At 48.5% G+C, this 23,607-nt stretch carries 19 protein-coding genes and 1 riboswitch; of the genes, 13 read left to right on the top strand and 6 right to left on the bottom strand.

What is annotated here, in order from left to right; translation table 11 throughout:
- Positions 1–18 precede the first annotated feature (18 nt).
- From K0H61_RS10560 to K0H61_RS10520, 9 genes are all read left to right on the top strand, one after another.
- The gene (locus K0H61_RS10560; RefSeq protein WP_220049163.1) at positions 19–426 is read left to right on the top strand and encodes a YcfL family putative periplasmic lipoprotein; all 408 of its coding nucleotides are present in this window, start codon (positions 19–21) and stop codon (positions 424–426) included.
- Positions 427–522: 96 nt separating this feature from the next.
- A riboswitch (TPP riboswitch) is annotated at positions 523–655 on the top strand.
- Between the two features lie 53 nt (positions 656–708).
- Complete coding sequence (locus tag K0H61_RS10555; protein WP_220049162.1) at positions 709–2,910, top strand: TonB-dependent receptor; 2,202 nt, start codon at positions 709–711, stop codon at positions 2,908–2,910.
- Between the two features lie 108 nt (positions 2,911–3,018).
- Positions 3,019–3,279 (top strand): hypothetical protein, encoded by a 261-nt coding sequence (locus K0H61_RS10550; protein WP_220049161.1) that lies wholly within the window; start codon positions 3,019–3,021, stop codon positions 3,277–3,279.
- 42 nt (positions 3,280–3,321) lie between these two features.
- Complete coding sequence (gene pnuC, locus K0H61_RS10545) at positions 3,322–3,972, top strand: nicotinamide riboside transporter PnuC (RefSeq protein ID WP_220049159.1); 651 nt, start codon at positions 3,322–3,324, stop codon at positions 3,970–3,972.
- A gap of 62 nt (positions 3,973–4,034) precedes the next feature.
- Positions 4,035–5,240, top strand: a complete 1,206-nt coding sequence (locus K0H61_RS10540; RefSeq protein ID WP_220049157.1) for a phosphotransferase — start codon at positions 4,035–4,037, stop codon at positions 5,238–5,240.
- Positions 5,241–5,313: 73 nt separating this feature from the next.
- The gene (locus tag K0H61_RS10535; protein ID WP_220052648.1) at positions 5,314–6,177 is read left to right on the top strand and encodes a DUF6279 family lipoprotein; all 864 of its coding nucleotides are present in this window, start codon (positions 5,314–5,316) and stop codon (positions 6,175–6,177) included.
- 59 nt (positions 6,178–6,236) lie between these two features.
- Positions 6,237–6,866: an HvfX family Cu-binding RiPP maturation protein gene (locus K0H61_RS10530; protein WP_220049156.1), complete on the top strand. Its 630-nt coding sequence runs from the start codon at positions 6,237–6,239 to the stop codon at positions 6,864–6,866.
- 136 nt (positions 6,867–7,002) lie between these two features.
- Positions 7,003–7,551: an NAD(P)H nitroreductase gene (locus K0H61_RS10525; RefSeq protein WP_220049155.1), complete on the top strand. Its 549-nt coding sequence runs from the start codon at positions 7,003–7,005 to the stop codon at positions 7,549–7,551.
- A 26-nt stretch (positions 7,552–7,577) separates the two neighbouring features.
- Complete coding sequence (locus tag K0H61_RS10520; RefSeq protein ID WP_220049154.1) at positions 7,578–8,075, top strand: GNAT family N-acetyltransferase; 498 nt, start codon at positions 7,578–7,580, stop codon at positions 8,073–8,075.
- A 158-nt stretch (positions 8,076–8,233) separates the two neighbouring features.
- Here the strand turns inward: K0H61_RS10520 and K0H61_RS10515 are convergent, their stop codons facing one another.
- Positions 8,234–9,550 (bottom strand): BamA/TamA family outer membrane protein, encoded by a 1,317-nt coding sequence (locus tag K0H61_RS10515; RefSeq protein ID WP_220049153.1) that lies wholly within the window; start codon positions 9,548–9,550, stop codon positions 8,234–8,236.
- 744 nt (positions 9,551–10,294) lie between these two features.
- On the opposite strand from K0H61_RS10515, the gene K0H61_RS10510 reads away from it, so the two are divergent.
- Positions 10,295–11,701 (top strand): carboxypeptidase-like regulatory domain-containing protein, encoded by a 1,407-nt coding sequence (locus K0H61_RS10510; protein WP_220049152.1) that lies wholly within the window; start codon positions 10,295–10,297, stop codon positions 11,699–11,701.
- A gap of 399 nt (positions 11,702–12,100) precedes the next feature.
- Positions 12,101–12,901, top strand: coding sequence for a hypothetical protein (locus K0H61_RS10505; protein WP_220049151.1), 801 nt, complete (start codon positions 12,101–12,103; stop codon positions 12,899–12,901).
- Positions 12,902–13,035: 134 nt separating this feature from the next.
- Here the strand turns inward: K0H61_RS10505 and K0H61_RS10500 are convergent, their stop codons facing one another.
- Positions 13,036–15,243 (bottom strand): M3 family metallopeptidase, encoded by a 2,208-nt coding sequence (locus tag K0H61_RS10500; protein ID WP_220049150.1) that lies wholly within the window; start codon positions 15,241–15,243, stop codon positions 13,036–13,038.
- 297 nt (positions 15,244–15,540) lie between these two features.
- Between K0H61_RS10500 and K0H61_RS10495 the strand changes: the two genes are divergently transcribed.
- Complete coding sequence (locus K0H61_RS10495) at positions 15,541–17,214, top strand: dipeptidase (RefSeq protein ID WP_220049149.1); 1,674 nt, start codon at positions 15,541–15,543, stop codon at positions 17,212–17,214.
- 150 nt (positions 17,215–17,364) lie between these two features.
- On the opposite strand, the gene ggt is transcribed toward K0H61_RS10495, so the two are convergent.
- Positions 17,365–19,113 (bottom strand): gamma-glutamyltransferase, encoded by a 1,749-nt coding sequence (gene ggt / locus K0H61_RS10490; protein WP_220049148.1) that lies wholly within the window; start codon positions 19,111–19,113, stop codon positions 17,365–17,367.
- Positions 19,114–19,252: 139 nt separating this feature from the next.
- Here ggt and K0H61_RS10485 point away from each other — a divergent pair, with 139 nt between their 5' ends.
- Complete coding sequence (locus K0H61_RS10485) at positions 19,253–20,611, top strand: GNAT family N-acetyltransferase (protein WP_220049147.1); 1,359 nt, start codon at positions 19,253–19,255, stop codon at positions 20,609–20,611.
- A 108-nt stretch (positions 20,612–20,719) separates the two neighbouring features.
- Here the strand turns inward: K0H61_RS10485 and K0H61_RS10480 are convergent, their stop codons facing one another.
- The 3 genes from K0H61_RS10480 to cysW form a co-directional block, all read right to left on the bottom strand.
- Positions 20,720–21,343: a LysE family translocator gene (locus tag K0H61_RS10480; protein ID WP_220049146.1), complete on the bottom strand. Its 624-nt coding sequence runs from the start codon at positions 21,341–21,343 to the stop codon at positions 20,720–20,722.
- A 254-nt stretch (positions 21,344–21,597) separates the two neighbouring features.
- The gene (locus K0H61_RS10475; RefSeq protein WP_220049144.1) at positions 21,598–22,740 is read right to left on the bottom strand and encodes a sulfate/molybdate ABC transporter ATP-binding protein; all 1,143 of its coding nucleotides are present in this window, start codon (positions 22,738–22,740) and stop codon (positions 21,598–21,600) included.
- Positions 22,737–23,603 carry a sulfate ABC transporter permease subunit CysW gene (gene cysW, locus K0H61_RS10470; protein ID WP_220049143.1) on the bottom strand — a complete coding sequence of 289 codons (867 nt, stop codon included), beginning with the start codon at positions 23,601–23,603 and terminating at the stop codon, positions 22,737–22,739. Before cysW ends, K0H61_RS10475 begins: the two co-directional genes overlap by 4 nt.
- Positions 23,604–23,607 lie beyond the last annotated feature (4 nt).

Here is a 23,607-nt window from a genome sequence, read left to right as displayed (position 1 = left end):
AGTGATAGGGAGAACAGGATGAAACCTATGAAATGCGGATTACTACTGAGTTTGGCGTTAGCCTCGGTATTTAGCCTTAGTGCCTGCGTGCATAACACCGCGGGAGTTTGGATTAATTCCCAGGGTGAAAGTGGTATCGATAGTGGTGGTTTCGCCCGCAATATTGCCCTCGAAGGCATTACGACGCGCCGCGTCGGCGATTTACTTCAAGGCTCGACCCTACTTATCAACAAAGCCTCTGGCGATATGCGCGTGCAGTATAAATTTACATGGTACGACGCTAATGGGCTGACCGTTGAAGAGAGCTCAACCAGCTGGCAATCGGTCAAACTCCACGGCAAGCAGCAACTGCAAATAAGTGCCGTTGCACCTAATGCCGAAGCCATTAAGTTTGAAGTGTACGTGCGCGAAACCCTCTCCAACTAGTTTGCTCTTATGCCGCTTAAGTGAATGAAAATGCCAGCAAATGCTGGCATTTTGTTTTTTAATGGTATTTTTTGTTTCCGATTGTCATGTATACTAAGCACCGCCAAGGGGTGTTTGCCGAAACTTACGCATTAAAAGGTGTAATGTGCGGCAGGCTGAGATGTCAGATGACGAACCCTTAGAACCTGATCCGGCTAATACCGGCGTAGGAATGGGCCAATCTATAGCACACTTCTGAATCGCTTATTCGATGCCGGATCTCAAACATATATTTGAGGTCCTATGTCTACAAAATTTGTTAATTCTGTTTCCATCCGTTTTGCTCAAGCGCCGTTGGCGCTGGCTGTGTCTGCGGCCTTAACTACCTCTGCCTTTGCACAAACCGAAAACCTCAACGACACCATTGAGCGCGCCGAACCATCCAAATCGATGGAAGTCATGGTGGTCACGGCGGATTTTCGCAGTGCCAGTCTCGATGAAATGCCCTCGAGCATTACTGTGATTGATTCTGAGCAAATGCAGGACGAAAGCGCCCAGCACTTCGAAGATGTGCTTAATTCTATTGCCAACTTTAACTGGTCTGGCGGTAGCTCGCGGCCTAAGTATTTCCAAATTCGCGGCGTGGGTGAGCAGGAGCAATACCAAGGCGCACCTAATTCGTCGGTTGGCTATATCGTTGATGATATTGACCTTTCTGGCATTGGTATGGTGTCGAGCATGTACGATTTGCAGCAGGTCGAAGTGCTACGTGGCCCGCAGGGCACACGCTATGGCGCCAACGCCTTAGCGGGGTTGATTTACCTTAAGAGCAATGACCCAACTGAAGTGTTCGAACATGGCGCTGAGGTATCTGCGGGTAATGATGATTTACTGACCTTAAGCGGTTACAGCTCGGGCCCATTAACCGATTCGGGCAAGCTTTTATACCGCGTGGCGCTGCAGCAGCATCAACAAAACGGTTACCGAGATAATCTCTATCTGAATCAAGATGATACCAATGGCCGTGACGAATTTACTGGCCGTGCCAAACTGCGCTGGTACGCAAGTGATGATCTGCAGCTCGATTTAACCCTAATGCACGCAGATTTTGATAACGGCTACGATGCTTGGAGTCTGACTAACGATCCAAAGCATACCTTATCGGATGCGCCGGGCGTTGACAGTCAACGCACCACAGGCGTCGGTTTTAGGGCTGCTTATACGGGTGCTGAGCAATTTGAATTAACCTCGTTAACTTCATTTGCGAGTACCGATCACCATTACAGTTACGATGGCGATTGGGCTAACCCCGAATACTGGGCGGCAAAGACCTGTGATGAGGGCGAGGGCGGTGTGCCATGCCAATACGATTATTTTTGGGATAAAACGGGGCAACGTAAAACTTTGTCCCAAGAGTTTCGTGTAAGCTCGACCGAGCAGGGCCGCATTTTTTCAGCTTCAACCGATTGGTTACTCGGCGTTTATGCCATGAACCTTCAAGAAGATAACCAATTGTATTCTGAATACAATACCTGGCCAGATGAAGTGCTCGATTCTGAATACGAGGCCACCAACTACGCGCTTTTTGGCCAGTTAGATACCGATTTAGGGAATGATTATAATTTGTCGCTGGGGCTGCGTGTAGAGCGCCGCGATACCGATTATCGCGACACTAATGGCGATGATTTCGACCCGAGCGAAAGCATGTGGGGTGGCCACCTTGCCCTGAGTAAAGCATTAAGTAACACGCAAAATGCCTATGTGCGCGTGGCGCGTGGCTATAAGGCAGGTGGCTTTAATATGACGCTGCCAGTCGAACTCAGTGATAAGAAAGAGTTCGATACCGAGACACTCTATAACTATGAAATTGGCTTAAAATCCCAATGGTTAGACGGCGTTATCGACAGCAATTTCGCGCTTTTCTATATGGATAGGCAAGATCAGCAGGTCGCCGCCTCACAGCAGGATCCCGACAAGCCGCAGCGTTTTGTGCTTTATACCGAAAATGCCGGTAGCTCCCATAACTATGGCGCCGAGTTCGATGCCAATTGGTACGCTCTCGATGGTCTTAAGCTTTACACTAGCCTGGGCTGGTTAGAAACCGCCTACGGCAATTATGAGTATCAAGACAAATACGGCGGTTTAGTGGACTTAACGGGTCGTGATTTGGCCCACTCGCCGCATGTTACCTACAGCCTTGGCGGCACGTACCGCGCGAATTCAGGCTTTTTCGCTAACCTTAATCTCAGCGGCAAGAGCGAGTTTTACTACTCCGACAGCAATGATTCGCGCTCAGAGCCCTACACTATAGTGAATGCCCGTGTAGGTTACGAGGCTAACGTGTGGGCGGCTTATCTCTGGGGTCGTAATTTATTCGATGAAGAATACGGTGTGCGCGGCTTTTATTTCGGTAACGAACCGGATAACGGTTGGGCCGATAAACAATATATTCGCTACGGCGATCCGCGCCAAATAGGCGTGACCTTTAACTTTAAGTTTATGTAAGCAAAGTTAAATTTTGGCTAACGCTGCCAAGCCATTGCGGCTTTTGTGCAGCGTTCGTACAGTTTTAGTGCAGCGTTAGCGCAACCGATAAGATGAATAGGATGAAAAATGAAATTAACCGCAGAAATCAGCATGTATCCCTTTAACGAAAACTATCTCGATCCCATCAAGTGGTTTATCGGCCGTGTCGACAGTTACGCCAATATTGAGCGCGTGACCAATGCAATGGCGACCCAAGTGTGCGGCGAATATCAGGATGTGATGGCCATGCTTGCCAGTGAAATGCAGGCCGCCCACGAAAAGTGGGGTAAGGCGGTATTTGTGGTCAAGTTTATCGGTGGTGAGCTGAACTTAGCCCACAGTGAGTAATCGCAGCCTCGCTGCTCTTAAGTCGTAAGTGAGACCGAGCCAATGACAGATCTCTGGTTAACCTTAGTCAGTAGCCTTAATGCGGCGCTGGGCGAAATCCATGTGATGACCGCCTGGGAAGCGTTAGCAGTGTTGATGGCCATGGCCTATTTACTGCTCGCCATGAAGGCCAGTGTCTGGTGCTGGGCGGCGGCCTTTGTCAGTACGGCGATTTATACCGTGCTTTTTTGGAAGGTGGCGCTGCTGATGGAGTCAGTGCTCAATGTCTACTATATGGCGATGGCGCTCTACGGCTATTGGCTTTGGACTCAGGGAGGCGACAAGCATCAAGGGGTTAAGGTCACCACATGGCCCCTTAAAACCCATCTGCAGTTGATTGGTCTAACAGCCTTAGTTTCCCTTGGCGTCGGGCATGGCATGGCGACTTTTACCGAGGCTGCTTTTCCGTACCTCGATGCGGCAACTACCTGTTTTGCGGTGATGACGACTTATTTAGTTGCCAAAAAAGTGCTTGAAAATTGGCTTTACTGGGTCGTTATCGATTTGGTATCCATTTACCTTTACCTCAATAAAGGATTGATGCTGACCTCACTGTTATTTGTATTTTACGTGGGTCTTGCTGTAGTCGGTTATTTCCTCTGGCGCGGCACTATGGTTGAGGCGCGTTTGAATAGCGATGAAGCCCCCTGTTAGATGGCAGTTAGCGTATTGATTTAAGTGCTGATATCAGACAAAGATTGGATTTAGTAGAAATAATGGCAGATAAAACGACAGTGATATCAGAGGATGACACCACTCTGCCTAAATCTAAGGTGGAGTTACAGCCTATCTTAGATACGATTTTTCAATCCATATCTAGCGACACCTCTGATCCTATTGCTGATGTTGCCACGCTTAAAATGATTACCCACTGTGAGCCGCTATCCGGTGGCTTGAGTAATCAAAATTTTCATCTTAAAACGCCAACATCAGACTTTGTGCTGCGCATTAACACCCCAACATCGGATAGTCTCTGCTCCCGCGAGCGGGAGCTTTTTTATTGGCAGCATTTAGCCGAGGCAGGGCTTGCTCCAACGCTGCACTATGTGAGTGACGACAGGCGTTTATATTTAAGCGATTTTATTAAAAGCGAGCCACTTTTATGCCAAGGGCTAGAAACTGAGTTATATAAAATCGACTTGCTTAAAACCGATTCGATTGCGCAAAAGCCGCTAGAATTAGCTGACACTGGCTCTTCAAGCCTAAGCTGGCAATGCCTTGAAACCCAGTGCAGTGCCGCTGGCTTTACTCAAAGTCGCTTTGCTTTAAGCCGTTCTCATCAAAGTCCGTGTTCGCAAAATAGCGATATCGGCTTCCCAAATCAGGCGCACGTGTTGCTACTCAGCTTGCTTCAGGCGCTACAAATTCAGCCAAAGGGCGATTATCATATCAGTCTTACCGAGCAATGGCAGGCCTATCACCAGCAGCTCACTGCTTTAGTCGAAAAAGTCGAGAACCGAACAAATGCGATATGGCAGGCGAGGGTGGATGCGTTACTCGCAAAACATGATGACTTTGCAGCCTCGCTTAAGGCAATAGAAGCTTGCCAACTGTCGCCGCAGTTTTGCCATCGTGATCTTAATCCCCACAATCTGCTGCTTAAGGATAATCGCCTCTATTGCATCGACTTTGAGTATGCGATTGCCTCCCATCCTTTGTGTGATATCGCGGCGGTGCTTGCCACCCACAACCTAACACCAAGCCAGCAGGCCTATCTGAGTCAGCATTATCTAGATAGCCATCCTCATTTATCGGCAGATGCGCAGCGGTTACTTCCCGCTGCGATTGAAATGTACTGGGTGTTTGCCTGTTATTGGGCGCTATTAATGGCGGCGCGCAGCGAACAAGGTAAGCAAATGGAATACCTAAATTGGTTCGATTCCTTCTTTGCATGTATTACCTCAAATCAAAAGCTAGGCTAGTATCAAGCTAAATAGCTCAAGCTTTAGTGATGTGTGAGTTCAGCGGGTAATAACAAAGGAATGGATGCGATTGATCAAAAAATACCTAACGCTGTTGGTGTTAGTCCTTGGGCTTACAGCATGTTCTACTAAATTAAGTTACCATTTTCTAGACTGGGTCATTGGCTGGCAGCTCGATGATTATGTAAGTCTTAATCGGTCGCAGCAAAAATCCTTCGATACATTAGTCGATAAATTCATCCTCTGGCACCAAGCCGAAGAGCTTAAGGGCTATGTCAGTCAGCTCACAGAACTTGAAGGTCATATTAAGCAAAAGACCCTAACCCCAGAGTTGTGGCTCGCCCAAGTCAAGCTCGCCGAGCAGCAATGGTATCGGATTTTTGAATTTATTCTGCCCGACTTACAGCCTATCATTAGCTCGTTAACAGATCCGCAGGTAAAGCAAATCCTGAAGCAGCTAGGTGAGGATGAGCAGGAACTTTCAAAAGACTTTGCAGGTAAATCGAGTGAGCAGTTACAACAGGATGCCGATGAGAGGCTAGGTGACTTTTTCGATGAATGGCTCGGCAGTGTCACATCCGAGCAACAAGCGCTTATCCATCAATATAATCAGCAGCGACTCTCGACCTTGGATATGTGGCTCGACTATCGCCACGAGTGGCTTAGGCAGTTTGATATTGCCCTTAGTCAGCGCACCTACCACTCTGTGCTGCGTGAGCGCTTAACTTTACTGATGACCCGTCCGAACAGCCTTAAGAGTGATAAACACAAGCAGCTTATTGAGCAAAATACCGTGGCCTTTGGCGCTATGCTGATTAATATCAATGCTTCGCTAACCCCAAAGCAGTCCAAGCATTTTTACCGCAAGCTAGATAAATTGATTCAAGATCTTAAGGACTTAAACCAAGAGGGGATCGAAAACCTTGCCAAGGAGTGAAATCAAGGGCGCGATGCCGGGGTCTTATTGGTAAATTCCCAACGAAAAATGAGACCAGCATGTTATCTCACCGCTTTTGGGGCGATGCCAAACAATCCCTACTTAAGCTAGAACAGGTTACATTAGCAATAGTTAAGTGGCTTCAGCCATTTGATGGGCTCGCCCCACTTGCCATTCGGCTCTACCTTGCTCCTATTATGCTTCAGGCTGGTTACACCAAAGCGCTGCACTTTGATGACACTGTGACTTGGTTTGGCAACCCAGATTGGGGTTTAGGGTTACCTTTGCCAAGCTTAATGGCTACGCTCGCAACAGGGACTGAACTTGTGGGCGGCGCGTTGTTACTCATTGGACTTGCAACGCGGCTTATCTGCATTCCGTTAATGTTTACAATGTTGGTGGCCGCCTTTAAGGTGCACGGCGACAACGGCTGGCTGGCGATTGCCGATGGGAGTTCGTGGCTTGCCAATGACAGAGTGTTGGCGGCGGGGGATAAGCTCTCGGCAGCAAAGGATATCCTTAAGCAGCACGGCGATTATGACTGGCTCACGGAGTCTGGCAATATTGTCATTCTCAACAATGGGATGGAGTTTGCCATCACCTATTTTGTCATGCTGCTTGCGCTGGTCAGTCTCGGGGGCGGGCGTTACACCAGCGTTGACTATTTCTTAAAGAAAATGAACACTTGATTAAGCACTCGAATGAATTTTTGAATAAGTGCTAAAGCAATCTGTTGTCTAGGGGAGGTTAAGGGGATTTTATTAGCTGTTGCCTCATGGGATTTGCTATGCTTGTTGCCAATTAATATCGAACTAGGATAATCACTTGGACGCCATCGAACTCTTATTGACCCGCCAATCTACGCCTCGTCTCACCGCCCCTGCGCCCAATGAGCGCGAATTGAAAATTATCTTAGATGCCGCCATTCGTGTTCCTGATCACGGCGCGCTAGCACCTTGGGAATTCATCATTGCCACCGGCGATGGGCTTGAGAGGCTTGCTGAAATCTATGTTAACGCGGCTAAAGCCAATGGCGCGGATGACGATTTTATCAATAAGGCCAAGGGCATGCCGATGCGTGCGCCTATGGTGATCACTGTTGTGGCTAAAACGGCGCAGCACCCGAAAGTGCCCGTGCTTGAGCAGCAGATCGCGGCGGGCTGCGCGACGATGGCGATGCAGCAGGCGGCGTTTGCCTTAGGTTTAGGCGCAGTATGGCGCACCGGGGATTTTGCCTTTAATGCGAATGTGAATGCGGCATTAGGTTTGGCGGCAGAGGATCAAATCGTTGGCTTTTTGTATGTTGGCACCCCAGCGGTGAATGCGCCGATAAAACCGCAAAAAGATGGCAGTCAGTACGCCCGTTATCTATAACCTCCTTATTTGATTGGAGAGATGCTATGCAAGTGGCACAAACCCCAAGGCTAATCTTAAGGCAGCTTACCGAAGATGATGCGTCCTTCATTCTGGTACTGCTTAACACCCAAGGTTTTATCGACAACATCGGTGATAAGGGGGTACGCAGTCTGGTAGATGCACGGGAGTATATTGCCAGCGGCCCCGTTAAAAGCTATCAAGAACATGGGTTTGGGCTATTTGCAGTGGTGTTAGCCGACAATGGTTTTCCTATCGGCATGTGCGGTTTAATCAAACGGCCAACCCTCGACAACGTTGACCTAGGTTACGCCTTCCTCCCCCAATACTGGGGGCAGGGCTACGCCTTCGAAGCGGCAAAGGCCTCTTTGGAACTTGGTAAAAGCCTCGGCATCGAGCGCATCGTCGCCATCGTCAGTTCCCACAACGATGCTTCTAAATCCCTCCTCAATAAACTCGGGATGCAGTTTGAAACTACACTCCAACTCACGCCTGATGATGAACCTGTTGAGTTGTTTAGCTAGATTCATATGATTTAAAAGCGAAAAGGGTTAAGAGGTGGGATGTATTAGCCCCAGCACCGCCAGCGGCGGTGGTTTGTGGATGACAATCAAATAAACACTTTGAAAAGGACTGTTTCGAGTTAACTTTATTAAACTTAATGGGGATAAATCGGAAAAGACTAGAACGCTTGATTCACCATGACCCACACTTGACTTTCATCACCACCAAAAGCAAATTCGGTGCGCACGACGATCTCCTCGACTTCGAATCGCGCCCCAACGCCGTAAATGCTCTTCATATCTTGGTGTAAATCGCTAAAATTAAACTCATTAGTCACATTACCCACCTCCGCAAAAACCACCCATTCCCACCAAGGCACATTGTAAAGCTTAAACAGCGGCCAATGTTGCAGTGGTTGCCAATGGGGACGCACGCGGTATTCCAAGGCGTAATCGACAGCGCTGCGACCCGTAAATTGCTTGGAGGTATAACCTCGAAGACGCCTAAATCCCCCTAAATACACCCCTGCGAACGATGGAGGCCGATGTAACATGGCATCATCGCCACTATTCCAAGTTGGTGTATCTGCAAGGTAAAAATTCGCCGCTAATACTTGCTGTTCGAACCAGCTATTGTCCCCAAGGGGCAAAAATGCGCTTTGTTCGAACTCCCAAGTTGTCCAGCTTGCACTATTGCTATCGCCAAAATCGCGGTTCAGGGTCAGCGTTGTTTGCCCACCACGGGTACTATCGAGGCGGCTGTCGCGGTTATCCCAATTAAGCTCTAAGGTAATCCCTTTTGCGTCATCGGGCAGCTCATCGAAGTTTTCTAAATTCTGGCTGCGGTAAAAGGGCGTCAACTGAATACTCGATACACCCGAGGTTAACGGGTTCCAAGTTAAGCTGTCTTTGATTGGCGCGAGGCTCGCCACAGCGCCATTGCGGCCATGCCCCCATGGCACAATGTATTTCATCTTCAACCGATAGAAGGCTTCATCGCCAACGGTCACGATTCTTTGGGTGTCGTCCGGTCCGGGGTTAGTAATGTTGTCATCGGGAAGACTAAGATAGTAGATACCCTCTTGAAAATGGCCCCGATAACCTTCGAGGGCAAATAACCATTGGGATAATTGTGGGATCTGATAATTAAAAAAGCCCAAGTAACTCATCCAACTATCGTTGCTGGAATAAAGCCCAATCCCTAATGCCACCGCCTGTTGCTGACCTGCATGCTTGATCACACCCGCCGCGCCCACTGCGGTACTCAGCATCTTGGTGGCAAAAATAAAGGGAACCGCTACAAATTCGGGATTGACTGATTTGGACGAGTTCGAATTTGTGCCCGTTATGGCAGTTTGGGTTGAGATAGGCTCGGCGACTTCACCCTCGCGGGGTAAACTCTGGCCCACAATGGGGGCTTCGTCAGCCGCCGTCGCCAATTGCACTGCACCCACACTCGCCCAAATAAACCCTATAACCTGTTTCCAATTTAACATACGATTCCCTGTAAATATGTCGTACTCATTGTTGAACTAGATTAGGCTCAATTAAGGTGAATGGCGACCCTAGGTGTAAGGTTAGTTGCTAATTTATAAGTAATAGGGTTAATCGAACTGGGCTAATTAGCTACCAATTAAAGTCAAAAGCAGTCATTAGTTTCACATTGACTGAGCGTGAGATATTGTCACGGTTTTTCCCGGAGACAGTTCTGCTTCTGTTCTAAAGTGAGAGGCTGTGAGGGCTAGGCTAAGTCCATGGAGAAAATGATTTGAAGTTCAACTGTGCTCGGCGCTACTGATAGATTATCGCAAATAAAAGAACGTTATCACATTAAAAGGATCTTAGTACTACGCGCTTCCGTAATAGTAATCAGCTCTATCTTCAAAACTGACATACGATTGGTGAAGGAGCGGCATAAGCACCTCTAAAGCCTGTTCAGCATTTCGTATCAGACTAAAACTTAGACAGCATCGACGATGCCATTCTGACTAAGTTTGGCTGTCCAGTTGGTACTCGTTTTGATAAATATCTGACACTCAAGTCTAAAGGTAATTTTTCATTAAAATCATAACATTAAAATTTCACATACAGTCTAAATATCTTTACTAAATATTTATTCGTCAAAATTACGTCGTTTTTAAAGTTCTGTTCTATAGTTATTTCGACTTTAAGTGTATGCCGTACCCTTTGAAGGGCGCACGGTCAAAAGGATGTTCAATCAACTAAATGGAAGAAAACTTATGTCTATACGCCCAAACCACCTATACAGACCGTTAATGATTGCTAGCTTAATGTTACCTTGTGCTGCGTTCGCAGTCCCTGTCACCGTTGTTGTAAAAGATAGTGGCGGTGCTCCTATTGAAGACGTGACCATCGCCTATGGCGTAGGAAACAACTCAAGTACATGGTATTTTGGCAGCAAAACCGATGCCGCTGGCAAGACTACAGCTGATATTCCAGAAGGCAGCTACAGTTTTGAGGCGCGTTACCGCAATAGTAAACAAGTTCGCAAACTCGATACGAATGTCACTCTTAAAAACCTTGTGGAATTTCAAACTGCAAAAGTAACGATGAAGCTCTCCGCCTGCGATACAGGAGAGGGTCTTGCGAACGCTCATATTCGATATGGTGCAGGCAGTAATTACTCTAGTTCTCACTGGCCTGGCGGCAACACTGACGTGAATGGTGAGAGCACCGCCGAGCTGTTCCCTGGCGTGTATTCATTTGAAATGTCACTTAATAACGGCATCAATGTTAAGCAGAATGTATACGTAGACAGATCAAGTCCGACAGTAGAGTGGGAAGCCAGCAAAGTAACATTTGCCCATAGTGGTGCAATCTCTTATGGTGGCTCAAATGGTGGGTCGGGTTGGTTTAGTTCACCACAGTATATGCTACCGAGTGATGTCGTGTTTAATTTTAGTAATTTTGCAAGTGGCCCTCAGACAGTTAGTATCAATGAATGTGATTTCAATAAAATTGCTGCTTTTGTATCAGTAAAAGCGTCTGAAGATGATAGTGAAGTCAATCATGGCTTACAGTGGTATAGATGGGGCAGTGCATCAAATAAGCATACGGTCACTGTTACGGCAGGAAAGAAAACTCTCTTGTTACTCGATCCTGAAGAAGTAAATGGTGGCGATGTTGCTGTTCAGGTTACTCGTAACAATGTCACCAACACACTACGCCAGAATCCGGTTGAAGAGTCTGAATATCAGTTCCAGACCATTACTGCACAAGTGGAACTGCGTGATTCTGATGGGGCGGTTATTGGCGCACCTGCAAAACTACAGTTTTACGGCTGGGGTAGTGCGGTGCAAACGCTTGAGCAAGCGTGGCTGCAAGGTGGAATGGCCCAATTAGAAGATCTACTACCTGGCAAATATGGATTTGTACTTGAATATAACCATACAAGTGATAATCAACAGCAAACAATTAGTGAAGGGGATAGTCTTGTAACCTTCCAAACCGTAAAAGTGCAAAATGGGACTTTTAATGCAATCCGCTACTATCAAAACGGTGAGTCAAATAACAAGCAAGACTTCGAAACCCCAATGCAATTGTTACCCGGCCTTGTGAAATTCGTTGATGCTGACGGCAAGCAGACATCTGTAAACTTAAAGGCAGATAATGTCACTTTAAACTAAAAGCCGAATTATCTTAACCAAGCCACCATCATCTTACTTATTCAAGATTTTGTGCAAGGTGGTGGCTTTCTTCAATTCTCGATATTCATTCCACACATATATTCTAAAGAGTTCTTTAGTCAATCATTTAGAGCTAAATCCTAAAGTATTTGAAAGCACTTTAGTAGCACACTCACTTAATGAAGATTAGGAATTGAGATGGTGCTTATGCTCCTATTGCCTATTCATCCCTTTTCCTTAAATCTATTCATGGCAAAGCCTGCTAGGCTATTGGTTGTTTTACGGGCTTTTTATGGTGTTTTTATCGCCACTATTTCACGAGACAACTTGAAGTAGTGGTGGGGGCACTATAGATTGAATAGGTCGATACCCAGTTAACATGACGTGAAGAGGGTGAGTATGAAATGGATGCCGTTAATCTCAATATTATCGCTTCTCGGTTCGGCCAATGCCTTGGCTGCTGAAGGGCAAACCCCTAACAACGAAACCAAACTTGCCGACGATCCCACTAAAGTTATCACTAAAGCCGGTCTTTCCTACGCCAATAACTTCGATTTTGATGATGACGCCCTGTCATTTTCGGGATCGCTTGCCTTTGATGCCGCCCGAAAAATTAACGTGCGTCTTAATAGCGACGGTAGCGAGTGGCGCATTGGCGGCTCTTGGTTATTTCCCCTAGGGATAGTGAACTTTAACTTAGGCAAAAACGAGTATACCAACGGCGCGGATCAGACCAACTACAGTATTGGTACCTTTGTACCATTGAGTTACTTTGGCATTCAGCCCTGGGGAATGCAGATTTTCCCAACGGCGGGTTACACCTATAACGACGGTGAATCGCCACGCTGTACCGATCCCGAAGGGGATTGTTCGACTCTGTCTGACTTTACTGGTATGCCCAATGCGGAAAACGGTTTTAGTATGGTGGAAGTCTCTGGCAGCAGCGGTTATCTCGGCGCCTTCGCCCTAAAACCCTTGTCAGCCGAAATGACTTTATTGGGCTTTATGGTCGGTACCTACGGCTCGAAAAACGATGAGGGTGATCATTATAAAGGTTATTTTATGGGACTAGGCTTAGGTTACCTTGTGAACAAGCGTCATTCCTTCAACATTATGACCTTTATGATGGATAACAACACCTACTTAGACAGCGCAGATGAACGGCTGATTTTATCCTACACCTATCAATTTGGAAGCTAAGCGGTTTACGCACGGCCTATCAATGCAAACGTGATTGTAGCGCTGAATGCAAACAATAAGGGGAGCTTAGCTCCCCTTATTTTATGGCTGAATGAGTAAGGTCTTACTCAGTCGCTTGTAGCTGGATTTCTTCCTTATTCAGCTAAGAGGCCACGGCTACGCAGCAGCGGCTCGATGCCTGCTTCCTTACCGCGGAAGTTTTTGTACATCAGCATAGGATCGTCGCTGCCACCGCGTGACAGGATGTTATTGCGAAAGGCATCTGCTGTGGTTTTATCGAAAATGCCGTTTTCCTTAAAGGCTTCGAAGGCATCGGCGCCGAGAATATCCGACCACAGGTAGCTGTAGTAACCCGCAGAGTAACCGCCCGCGAAAATGTGCGAGAAGTAAGTGCTGCGATAACGTGGGCTGATCTCAGAAATCAACCCCATCGCGGCTAAAGAGTCGGCCTCAAACTTGGCGGTGTCCTTTGGCGTAGTGTCGGTTAGGGTGTGCCAATCCAGATCCAGTTTAGTCGCAGCCATATATTCCACGGTGGCGAAACCTTGGTTGAACTTACTGGCGGCTTGGATTTTCTTCACTAACTCCTGCGGGATCACTTCACCGGTTTTGTAGTGTTTAGCGAACTGGGCGAGCACTTCAGGTTGGGTCATCCAGTTTTCGTTCACCTGCGATGGGAACTCCACATAGTCGCGTGGCACTGCGGTGCCGCCTTGAGAGCGGTATTCCACCTTAGATAACATACCGTGCAGGGCGTGGCCGAATTCGTGGAACAGGGTGCTGGCTTCATCGAAGGTCAGCAGCGCGGGTTCATTGCCTACAGGGCGTGGGAAGTTAAGTACGTTAACGATAATAGGCAGCGAGTCCACGCCATTCATATGGTATTGCTTACGGTAGGAGTTCATCCACGCGCCGCCACGCTTACTGTCGCGGGCAAAGTAGTCGCCCATAAAGATCGCCATCAATTTGCCGTCTTTATCGTACACCTCGAAGGTGCGGACTTCGCTGTTGTATTTCGGCAGATCGGTACGTTCCTTAAAGGTCAGGCCGTACAAGCGGTTAGCCGTGTAAAACACGCCTTGAATGGTGCAGTCGAGTGAAAAGTAAGGGCGGGTTTGCTGCTCGTTAAAGCTGTATTTAGCAACGCGAATTTTATCGGCGTAGTAATCCCAGTCCCACGCCTGTAGCTTGAACTTGCCGCCTTGACTGTCGATCAGGGCTTGCATGTCGGCGACTTCGGCCTTGGCTTGGGCAAGCGCCGCAGGCCATACTTTGTTAAGCAGGCCATAGACGTTTTCAGGCGTCTTAGCGGTGCGCTCTTCGAGCACGAAATCGGCGTGGGTCTTGTAACCCATTAACTGGGCGCGTTCGGCGCGAAGGGCGGCAATTTTCGCCAGAATAACTTTGTTATCGTTGGCGTTATTGTTGTTACCGCGCTCGATATAACCCTTGTAGATTTTCTCACGCAGCTCGCGATTTTCGGCGTAGGTTAAAAATGGCGTAATGGATGGGCGAGAGGTCGTAAATACCCATTTGCCTTCGTGGCCGCGCTTCTTGGCGGTTTCGGCGGCACTGGCAATCACATCATCTGGTAGGCCAGCCAGATCGGCCTTGTTATCAATCACTAATTCAAAGGCATTGGTCTCGGCTAACAGGTTGTCGCCAAAGCTTAGGCTTAACTTGCCGATTTCCTCGTTTAGGGCACGCAGTTTGGTTTTATCCTGCTCGCTTAAATTAGCGCCGCCACGGGTGAAGGCTTTGTAGGTATCTTCGAGCAATTTAGCCTGCGCGGTATTGAGCTTGAGGCCGTCTTTGGCGTCATAAACGGCTTTAACACGTTGGAACAGCTTATCGTTGAGTAGAATGTCGTCTTCGGCGGAAGACAGCATGGGTGACACTTCTTTCGAGAGTGCCTGCAGCTCTGGGGTCGTGTCTGCGCTGGTCAGGTTATAGAATACGTTCGATACGCGGTCTAATAAGTCGCCAGAAAACTCCATCGCTTCAATGGTATTGGCAAAAGTTGGCGCGGCTTTGTTATCGATAATCGCTTGAATTTGCTCGTGCTGCGCGGCGATACCCGCTTTAAAGGCTGGTAGATAATGCTCGGCCTTGATCTTGTCAAAGTCTGGGATTTCTACAAAGGTGCCGTAGGGCTTAAAGAATGGATTGCTGGCGTTCTCGGTAATGATTTGCGTAGATACCGCATTTGGCGCAGCGGCGGCTTGAACGGCGGCGTCACTCTGTTGAGAACTGCAGCCACTCATGCTACTGAGGGCTAAGGCCAGTGCAATGGCACTGAAGGTGAATGTCACAGCGCGCGGTTTGAGGGTTAATCCCTTCATTATCTATTCCCCGTTTGTTGATTGTTGTTTGTGTTGAATGCAAGTTAGCTGCATTCATTTTATTTTAAGGTAACTGTTTAACATGTAACCGCTTAGGGCTTCCAACGATTTTATGTTTTGTTTGTAACAAATGGTTAGGATGGGGCACTTAAGAATGAATTTGTGGCAAACTGCTGCACGAATGTCGCGATCATGGGCGCAAAAACCGAAATCAATAGCCAAAAGCCCTTATATATCAAGATAATTCATATCAAGACGTTAGGTCAGGTTCAAAATTACATAATAAATAGGACTCCTATGAGCTCGCCCGTTAATTCTCACGCCAATTCACTCCTCAAGCGTAGCCGTGCTTTACCTCTGTCACTCTTTATTGCGAGTGTGTTAGCGCCCCAAGCTACATTTTCATCACAGACTCAAGCGCCAACCGTCGCGTCTGAAACCAAAGCGCCAGCAACCGTTCAAACGTCAGCATCGGCCCCAACAACACTCAGTGAAAATGCCATGTCGGTTGCGGAATACGCCGTGGCGACTTACCAAAAGGACATGGTCGACAGTCTCACTCAATTGGTGAGTTTTAATACCCAGGCGGTCGAAGGCCAAACGCCGGACACTAACCCCGCGTTTGTGGACTTTAAGGCAAGTTTAAAGGAGTTGAGTCAAACCCTTGGGCTCGATTATGCCGACCACGGTTATGTGCTGCTGATTGGCTTAGATGCCAATGTTCTGACCAAGGATATGAAAAAACTCGGTATTGTCACCCACGGCGATGTGCAACCAGCTAACCCTGCACTATGGGCGAAAAGCCCATACGAATTAGACACAACCTCCGAGCCTGGAAAATTAATCGGCCGTGGTACGGAGGATGATAAAGGTGCCATCGTCACCGCCATGTATGCAATGAAGGCGATTAAAGATAAGCAAATTCCGCTGGATAGACGTATCGAGTTGGTGGTTTATCTTGCCGAAGAATCCGACTGGGCGCCGCTGAAGGCATTTTTAAAGGATTACACGCCAGCGCAAATTAACATCACCATAGACGCCGAATACCCTGTGGTCACGGCTGAAAAGGGGTGGAGCAAGATCAGCTTTACCGTGCCTAAGATGATGCCTAATAATGACGACTTAGCGAATACCCAAGCACCGATTCTAACCTCCTTCTTTGGCGGTTATTTCGCGAGCCAAGTACCGCAACAGGCCGAGGCACAAATTGTTGGCTCAACCCCAGCGTTATTAGCCTCACTCAAGAGCAAAGCGGCAGCGCAGAAGGGCATGAGTTATCGCTTTGAGAATCAGTGCGACACCCAGCCATGCCACTTGCATATTTTTGCCGACGGTAAGGCTGCGCACTCATCGACCCCTGAGGATGGGGTGAATGCGGTTACGCATCTCGCAGCGTTACTCGCCAACGAGCCTTGGCCAAAAACCAATGCGGCGATGACCATGACGGCAATGAATGAGCTGGTGGGTTTAGGTTTATACGCCGAGCAGTTTGGTGAGATTGCCTATAGTGACAGCTTTATGGGCCCGATGACGCTATCCCCAACCGTGGTGGCAGAAACCGATAAGGGCACTGAGGTAACCATCAATTTACGCCGCCCTGTGGGCAAAACCCCTGCGCTATTATCTAGCCAAACCTTAGATGCCTTAAATGCGTGGCAGAGCAAACATCAAATCAGCTTGAACGATGTGACAAGCTACTGGGGCGAGCCTATGGTGATGAAAGATGCGCCGCACCAACAAACCCTGCTGGATGTGTTTGCCCATTACACCCAAATCCCCGATCCAAAACCTATCGCCATTGGCGGCTCGACCAACAGCAAATTGTTCCCGAACGCCCTCAGTTTTGGCCCAGCCATGCCGGGTGCGGAATACACGGGTCATACGGAGAAGGAATTTATTACTCTTGAGCAATTTATGCTGAACCTGAAAATGTATACCGCCGCCTTTATCGAGTTATCGGCTAAGCGCTAGGTTTTACATTCTTCAACTTGAGTTCATCTCAAGTCGCTTTTACTGCAACAGGTAAAGTGCCAAGGCAAAAGTGCTAAACAAAAGCCCTGTTTCATGAGTGAAACAGGGCTTTTTTGTTAAGGGGTTATGTTCGAAGGTGAATATAACGACTTAATATCCAACCGCTTCGCTGCCGGAGCTTCTAAGATCCGAGGCGCCAAAGATGCCCTGGTCTGTCACCATAATCGATTGAGTGCTGCCCATGGCCGATTGCACCTTCACCTTGTGTCCTTTAGCTTCGAGTAAGGAAATGGTGTCGCGGTTAAGGCTAGATTCGACCCGCAATTCATCGGGCAACCATTGGTGGTGAATTCGAGCCGCATTGGACGCCTCGGCAATATTCATCCCGTGATCGATAACATTCATAATGATTTGTAACGTCGTGGTGATAATCCGTGAACCACCCGGGCTGCCTGTGACTAAGAAGGGTTTGTTATCCTTCATCACAATCGTTGGGCTCATTGAGCTTAATGGGCGTTTATTGCCCTCAACGGCATTGGCATCACCGCCCACTAAACCGTAGCCATTGGGGGTGCCAGGTTTTGCGGAAAAGTCATCCATTTCGTTATTGAGTAAAATGCCCGTGCCCTTGGCGACTAAACCTGAGCCATAGCTGAAGTTAAGGGTATAAGTGTTGGATACCGCATTGCCCCACTTATCGACAACTGAGAAGTGGGTGGTTTGGTCGCTCTCGTAGGGCGCGAGGTTGCCTGGTTTGATTTCGGTGCTCGGCGTGGCCTTATTGACCGCAATTTGTGCAGCAATCTTTTTGGCATAGTCGGTGCTGGTTAACGCTGTGGTCGGCACCTTGTAAAAGTCGGGATCCCCTAGGTATTCACTGCGATCGGCGTAGGCATGTTTCATGGTTTCGGCCATTAAGTGAATGGTTTGCGCTGTGTTTTGGCCAAGTTTATCGATGGGGAACTGCTGCAACACATTGAGCATTTCGATGATGTGCACGCCGCCTGAAGATGGCGGCGGCATAGAGACTACCTCATAGCCGCGATAGGTACCGTGGATGGGCTCTCGCTCGACCGCCTTGTAGTTTTTAAGATCGGCTAAGGTCATGATGCCGCCCGCATCCTTGACGGCCTCCACCAATTTAGTGGCGGTTTCCCCCTCGTAGAATCCCTTAACGCCATGCTCGGCAATTAAACGCAGAGAATGGCCCAGTTCCGGCTGCTTTAATACCTCGTTAACTTGATAGTCGCTGCCATCGGCCTTGTAGAAAATGGCGGCTGTGGTTGGCCATTGCCCCACGCGGCGTTTAAGGCCCGAGAGGGAAACCGCAAGATCTGGAGTAACACTAAAGCCTTGCTCGGCAAGCTTAATCGCAGGGGCAATCACTTGGGCGAGGCTCATAGTACCGTATTTTTCGAGGGCTAAATTCATTCCCATTACAGTGCCGGGCACACCAACGGCGAGACCGTGTTCGCGGCTAAGTTTATCGACAGCATTACCCTGTTCGTCGAGGAACATGTCCTTATCGGCGTGGGATGGCGCCATTTCGCGGTAATCGATGGCAATGGTTTTATTATCCTTGGCAAGGTGCACTAGCATAAAACCTCCGCCGCCAATGTTACCGGCGCGGGGCAGGGTCACTGCAAGGCTAAAGGCTACGGCGACTGCGGCATCGACCGCATTGCCGCCCTGTTTTAGGATCTCAACCCCCACGTGGCTCGCGACCGACTCTTGACTCGCCACCATGCCATGCTGGGCCCAAACCGGCTGGGCTGTGGCCATATAGCTAAAAATGGGCTCATCGGCGTAGCTTGGCGCGGATAACAATGGCGAAGATAGCAATGGCAATGCCATGGCGATGGCAAGCATAAGGGGTCTAAATGGCTTGGCGGAACGCATATTCAATCCTGAATTTATTTTCATTTTGTTTCATTATGACTATGCAATGTGCCGAGATTTAGGCTTAATTGCAACTTTGGTCCCTCGATTCATTGTTTGAAAGCAGCTAATTTATGCTTGAAAGGACAGGATTTATCCGATGAAGCCCCTAATCGTTGCCTTAGCCTCTGGTGTTGCCAGTATTAAGCCTGCCCGTTGGAATGCGCTGATGGGGGAGGATAATCCTTTTACGCGCCATGAGTTCATCCATACCCTCGAAGACAGCGGTTCGGCCTGCGCTAAAACAGGCTGGATCCCAAGGCATTTGTGCGTATTTGATGCGTCAGAGCTCACAGGATTAGGCATCGAAGAGCCAAAGGGTCTGGAACTCGAGTCGCAAGAGCCAAAGCTGCTAGAAAATGCAGTGACCTTGAGCCCGCTCGATGCCACTGAGTTTGCAGCCTTGCCCCTTTTAGCTGTGATGCCCATTTATCAAAAGTCCCACTCCTACGGCGAGTATGTGTTCGATTGGGCGTGGGCTCAGGCCTATGAGCGCCATGGCATTGAATATTATCCTAAATGGCTTAATGCGATTCCTTTTACGCCAGTGCAGGGCAAACGTATTGGCTTTGCGGCAAGTTTATCTGAAGGCGAGCAGCGCGAAATGGTGAAGCTGTTGCTGCAAGTGCTTGATAGTCAATTTACTCAAGCAGAATCCAGAGAGCCGGGTGAGCAAGTGGAGCACATAGTGCAAAGGAAGAATCAAAAGGGCATTTCATCCTGGCACAGTCTATTCGTTAGCCCAAACCAGCAAGGGATTTTTGAACACTCGGGCCACAGCGTGCTAAGGCGTCTGGGCACTCAGTTCCATTGGCACAACAGGGGCTATCAAGGTTTTGAGGATTTTTTAGCAGCGCTTACCTCCCGTAAACGTAAAAATATCCATAAGGAGCGCTCGATGCTGCAATCCAGTGGCCTTGAATTTAGCTTTGTCAAAGGTGAGCACATTCAGCCTGAGCAGTGGCAACGTTTTATGCTCTGTTATCAGTTGACTTACCTTAAACGCTCTGGACATCGAGGTTATTTAACCCCACGTTTTTTCGAGCAGTTACTCGCAGCAATGCCTAAACAAATTGTGCTCTTGGTTGTAAAGAATACAAAAGGGGAGATGATTGCCGGTGCGCTGTACTTTATTGGTCGAAATGATGCGGGGCAAAGCTGCCTTTATGGTCGCTATTGGGGCACTACGGTCGAGCTTGAAGGACTACATTTTGAGGCCTGTTATTATCAAGGTATTCAATATTGTATCGAGCATGGGATTGAGCTGTTCGATGCGGGCGCGCAGGGGGAGCATAAGGTGTTACGCGGTTTTGAACCTGTGCCTATGTATTCCTACCACAATATTGCCCACTTAGGCTTTAAGGACGCGATTGCCGATTTCACCCTTGATGAAGCCGAGCAGATGCGGGTGTATATGGAAGAGATGCGAGGTGCGCTTCCCTATAAAGTCAGCTGTTAACACTAATAAAAAAGCCCACCTCTGTTTCAGATAGCGGGCTTAATTAATGTGATGGCTCAATTTGTTCATGGACTCAAATTATAGGTGAGTCGATTTATCTATTGAACCTTAGCTCACCGCCAACCAAATGCCGACGGCAATCATCAGACTGCCGGCAATGCGGTTCATCCAGCGGATATTATTGCCGCGACTTAAGAACAATCTTAGGCTCTTGCCACCACTGGCGTAGGCAAGCATAGAGCTAAATTCGGTCACCATAATAATACTCAGCAGCGCCAGTAATTGCGGTGCAACGGCTCTGTCGGTATTGATAAAGGGCGGCAGCAGAGACACCATAAAGGCCCAGCCCTTAGGATTGGCAATCGCGGTAATAAAACCCTGTGACATCAGCGCAAAGTTACTGGCGCGTGGTGTGTTGTCATCACTTGATACTACGGCCATTTTACCGCGGGCACGCCACATTTGCACGCCCACATAGGCTAAATAAATGCCACCCACCCATTTAAAAATTTGAAAGATTTCTGGGTAATTAAGCATGATGCTAGCAACACCCATGACGGCTAAGGTGGCCACTAGCGCCACCCCAGCAAGCTCGCCAATCATCATCCACAGCGTGCGGCGCACACCAATGCTCATGCCAAGGGTCATGGCGAGTGTCATACACATGCCAGGGGTGATGGAAACAAAGAAAAAAGTCGGGATAAACACGGCGAGTAAGGCAAAATCTGGCATGGTTTACTTCTATATTAATGACGGATTTAGATGAGTTTTATCAAACGATTCGCGAATTTAAGTACTTTGCAATGTTACACGCCTTGCTAAGGCAAAACGTATTGCGCCTTCGTAGAGGGCGTTAGTGTAAAGAAAATTACTCATTTCGCCAATGGGTCAATTTTCAGCAAATCTACTGCCTGAAATCGAAGCAGAGCCAATCATCGAGTGATTGGCTCTGTATCAACTCAGTGCTAAATGATCAACCTCACTCATTAAATATCAAAGGCTAAGCTGCCCGGTGGCAGGAATGGCCAGTGGAGACGCGCAGGTGCACCGTCACCTTTAGCGGCCTTGTCGGTGCTAAAGAAATAACCCGTGCGCGGTGTGCCGTAAACCACACTGCCTTTTTGCAGTCCTAACTCCTGCAGATGGTGGTGAGTGAAAGTAGCTTCCCACAATTCCTCACTTTGCCAACCGCGAGGCGAGAGTTCTAATCGCACTTCGGCACCAATCGGATTAATCGCGACTATCTCGAAGGGCAGATGCGCCTGGCTGTTCGGTTTATCGGCCAAGGCGAGTTCGTGACTGCGCACATAGATAGCGCCATTTTGCTTGAATTCAGCCTCATCCGGCGGCACTAAAAATGCCTCGCCATTGCGCCAGCGATTGTTCTGCCAATCGGCTTCAAACACGTTAACGTTACCTAAAAAGTCGAATACGAAACGGCTATTGGGTTGGGCATACAGCTCAACTGGGGTGTTGATTTGCTCGATATGACCATTGCTCATGACGACTACGCGATCGGAGAGCTCTAAGGCTTCATCCTGATCGTGGGTAACAAACACGCTGGTAAATTTAAGCTCATCGTGCAGGGCGCGTAACCAGCGGCGAAGCTCCTTACGTACCTTAGCATCGAGTGCACCAAAGGGCTCATCGAGCAGTAATACTTCGGGGCGAGTTGCTAATGCACGGGCAAGGGCAATACGTTGTTTTTGACCACCAGAAAGTTGCTCTGGGTAGCGCTGCGCTAAATGGCCAAGCTGCACCATTTCGAGTAAATGGGCGACGCGCTTTTGAATTTCAGCCGCTGAGGGGCGCTGTTTTTTCGGCATGACTTCGAGGCCAAAGGCCACGTTATCGGCCACCGTCATATGGCGGAACAGGGCGTAATTTTGGAACACAAAGCCTACGCGGCGGTCGCGCACATGGATTTGGGTCACGTCGCGATTGCCAAAATGGATCTGGCCACTGTCGGCGCCCTCAAGGCCTGCGATGATCCTAAGCAGGGTGGTTTTCCCCGAACCCGAAGGGCCGAGCAGACCGATCATTTCCCCTTCTTGGATATCAAGACTGAGGGGGGATAGCGCCTGAAACTGTCCAAATGTTTTGGAAATATTACTAAGACGAATGCTCATACTGGACTCTGCTCTTTATTATCATTGGCGGATAAACTGCGTTCTTGACGCCATTCAACTACGGCTTTAAGCACTAAGGTGCACAGTGCAATCAGGGCTAATAATGACGCACTGGCAAAGGCGGCTTCGGCCTGATAATCCTCGTAAAGTAATTGCACATGCAAGGGTAAGGTGTTGGTTTCACCGCGTATATTTCCAGATACAACGGCTACCGCACCAAACTCACCAATCGCGCGGGCGTTGGTGAGGATAACACCGTAAATCAGCGCCCATTTGATATTGGGCAGCGTGACGCGTCGAAACAGTTGCCACCAAGAAGCGCCGAGGATAACGGCTGCTTCCTCCTCCGATGGCCCTTGCTGTTGCATGAGGGGAATAAGCTCACGGGCGACAAAGGGGCAGGTCACAAAGATTGTCACCAGCAAAATGCCGGGCCAAGCAAACATGATTTGTAAATCGTGCTCAAACAGCCATGACCCCAGCCAACCACTTTGACCATAGAGCAGCAGATACAATAAACCGGCAACAACCGGCGATACCGCAAACGGGATATCAATTAGGGTAATGAGTAACTTACGACCAGGGAACTCGAAGCGGGTAACGCTCCAAGCGAGCATTACACCAAAGACTAAGTTAATCGGCACCGTCAGAGCGGCAACAATCAAGGTTAAACCAATGGCATGCAGTGAATCGCTTTGACTCAAATGGCTAATGTATTGCTGCCAGCCATTGGCAAAGGCCTGCTGGAAAATACTGAGCAGTGGCACTAGTAGCATCAGCACCGCGAGGAATAGCGCTAGGCTAATCAGGCTCCATTTGATAAGGGGCGATTCGCCAACCCTCAAGGGTTTAAATGAACTCATGCTT

Origin of the sequence: Shewanella acanthi, from assembly GCF_019457475.1 — a bacterium.
Taxonomy (GTDB): Bacteria; Pseudomonadota; Gammaproteobacteria; order Enterobacterales; family Shewanellaceae; genus Shewanella; species Shewanella acanthi.
Note: the sequence above shows the minus strand (reverse complement) of the source record. Positions and strands in the feature narration are given on the sequence as shown.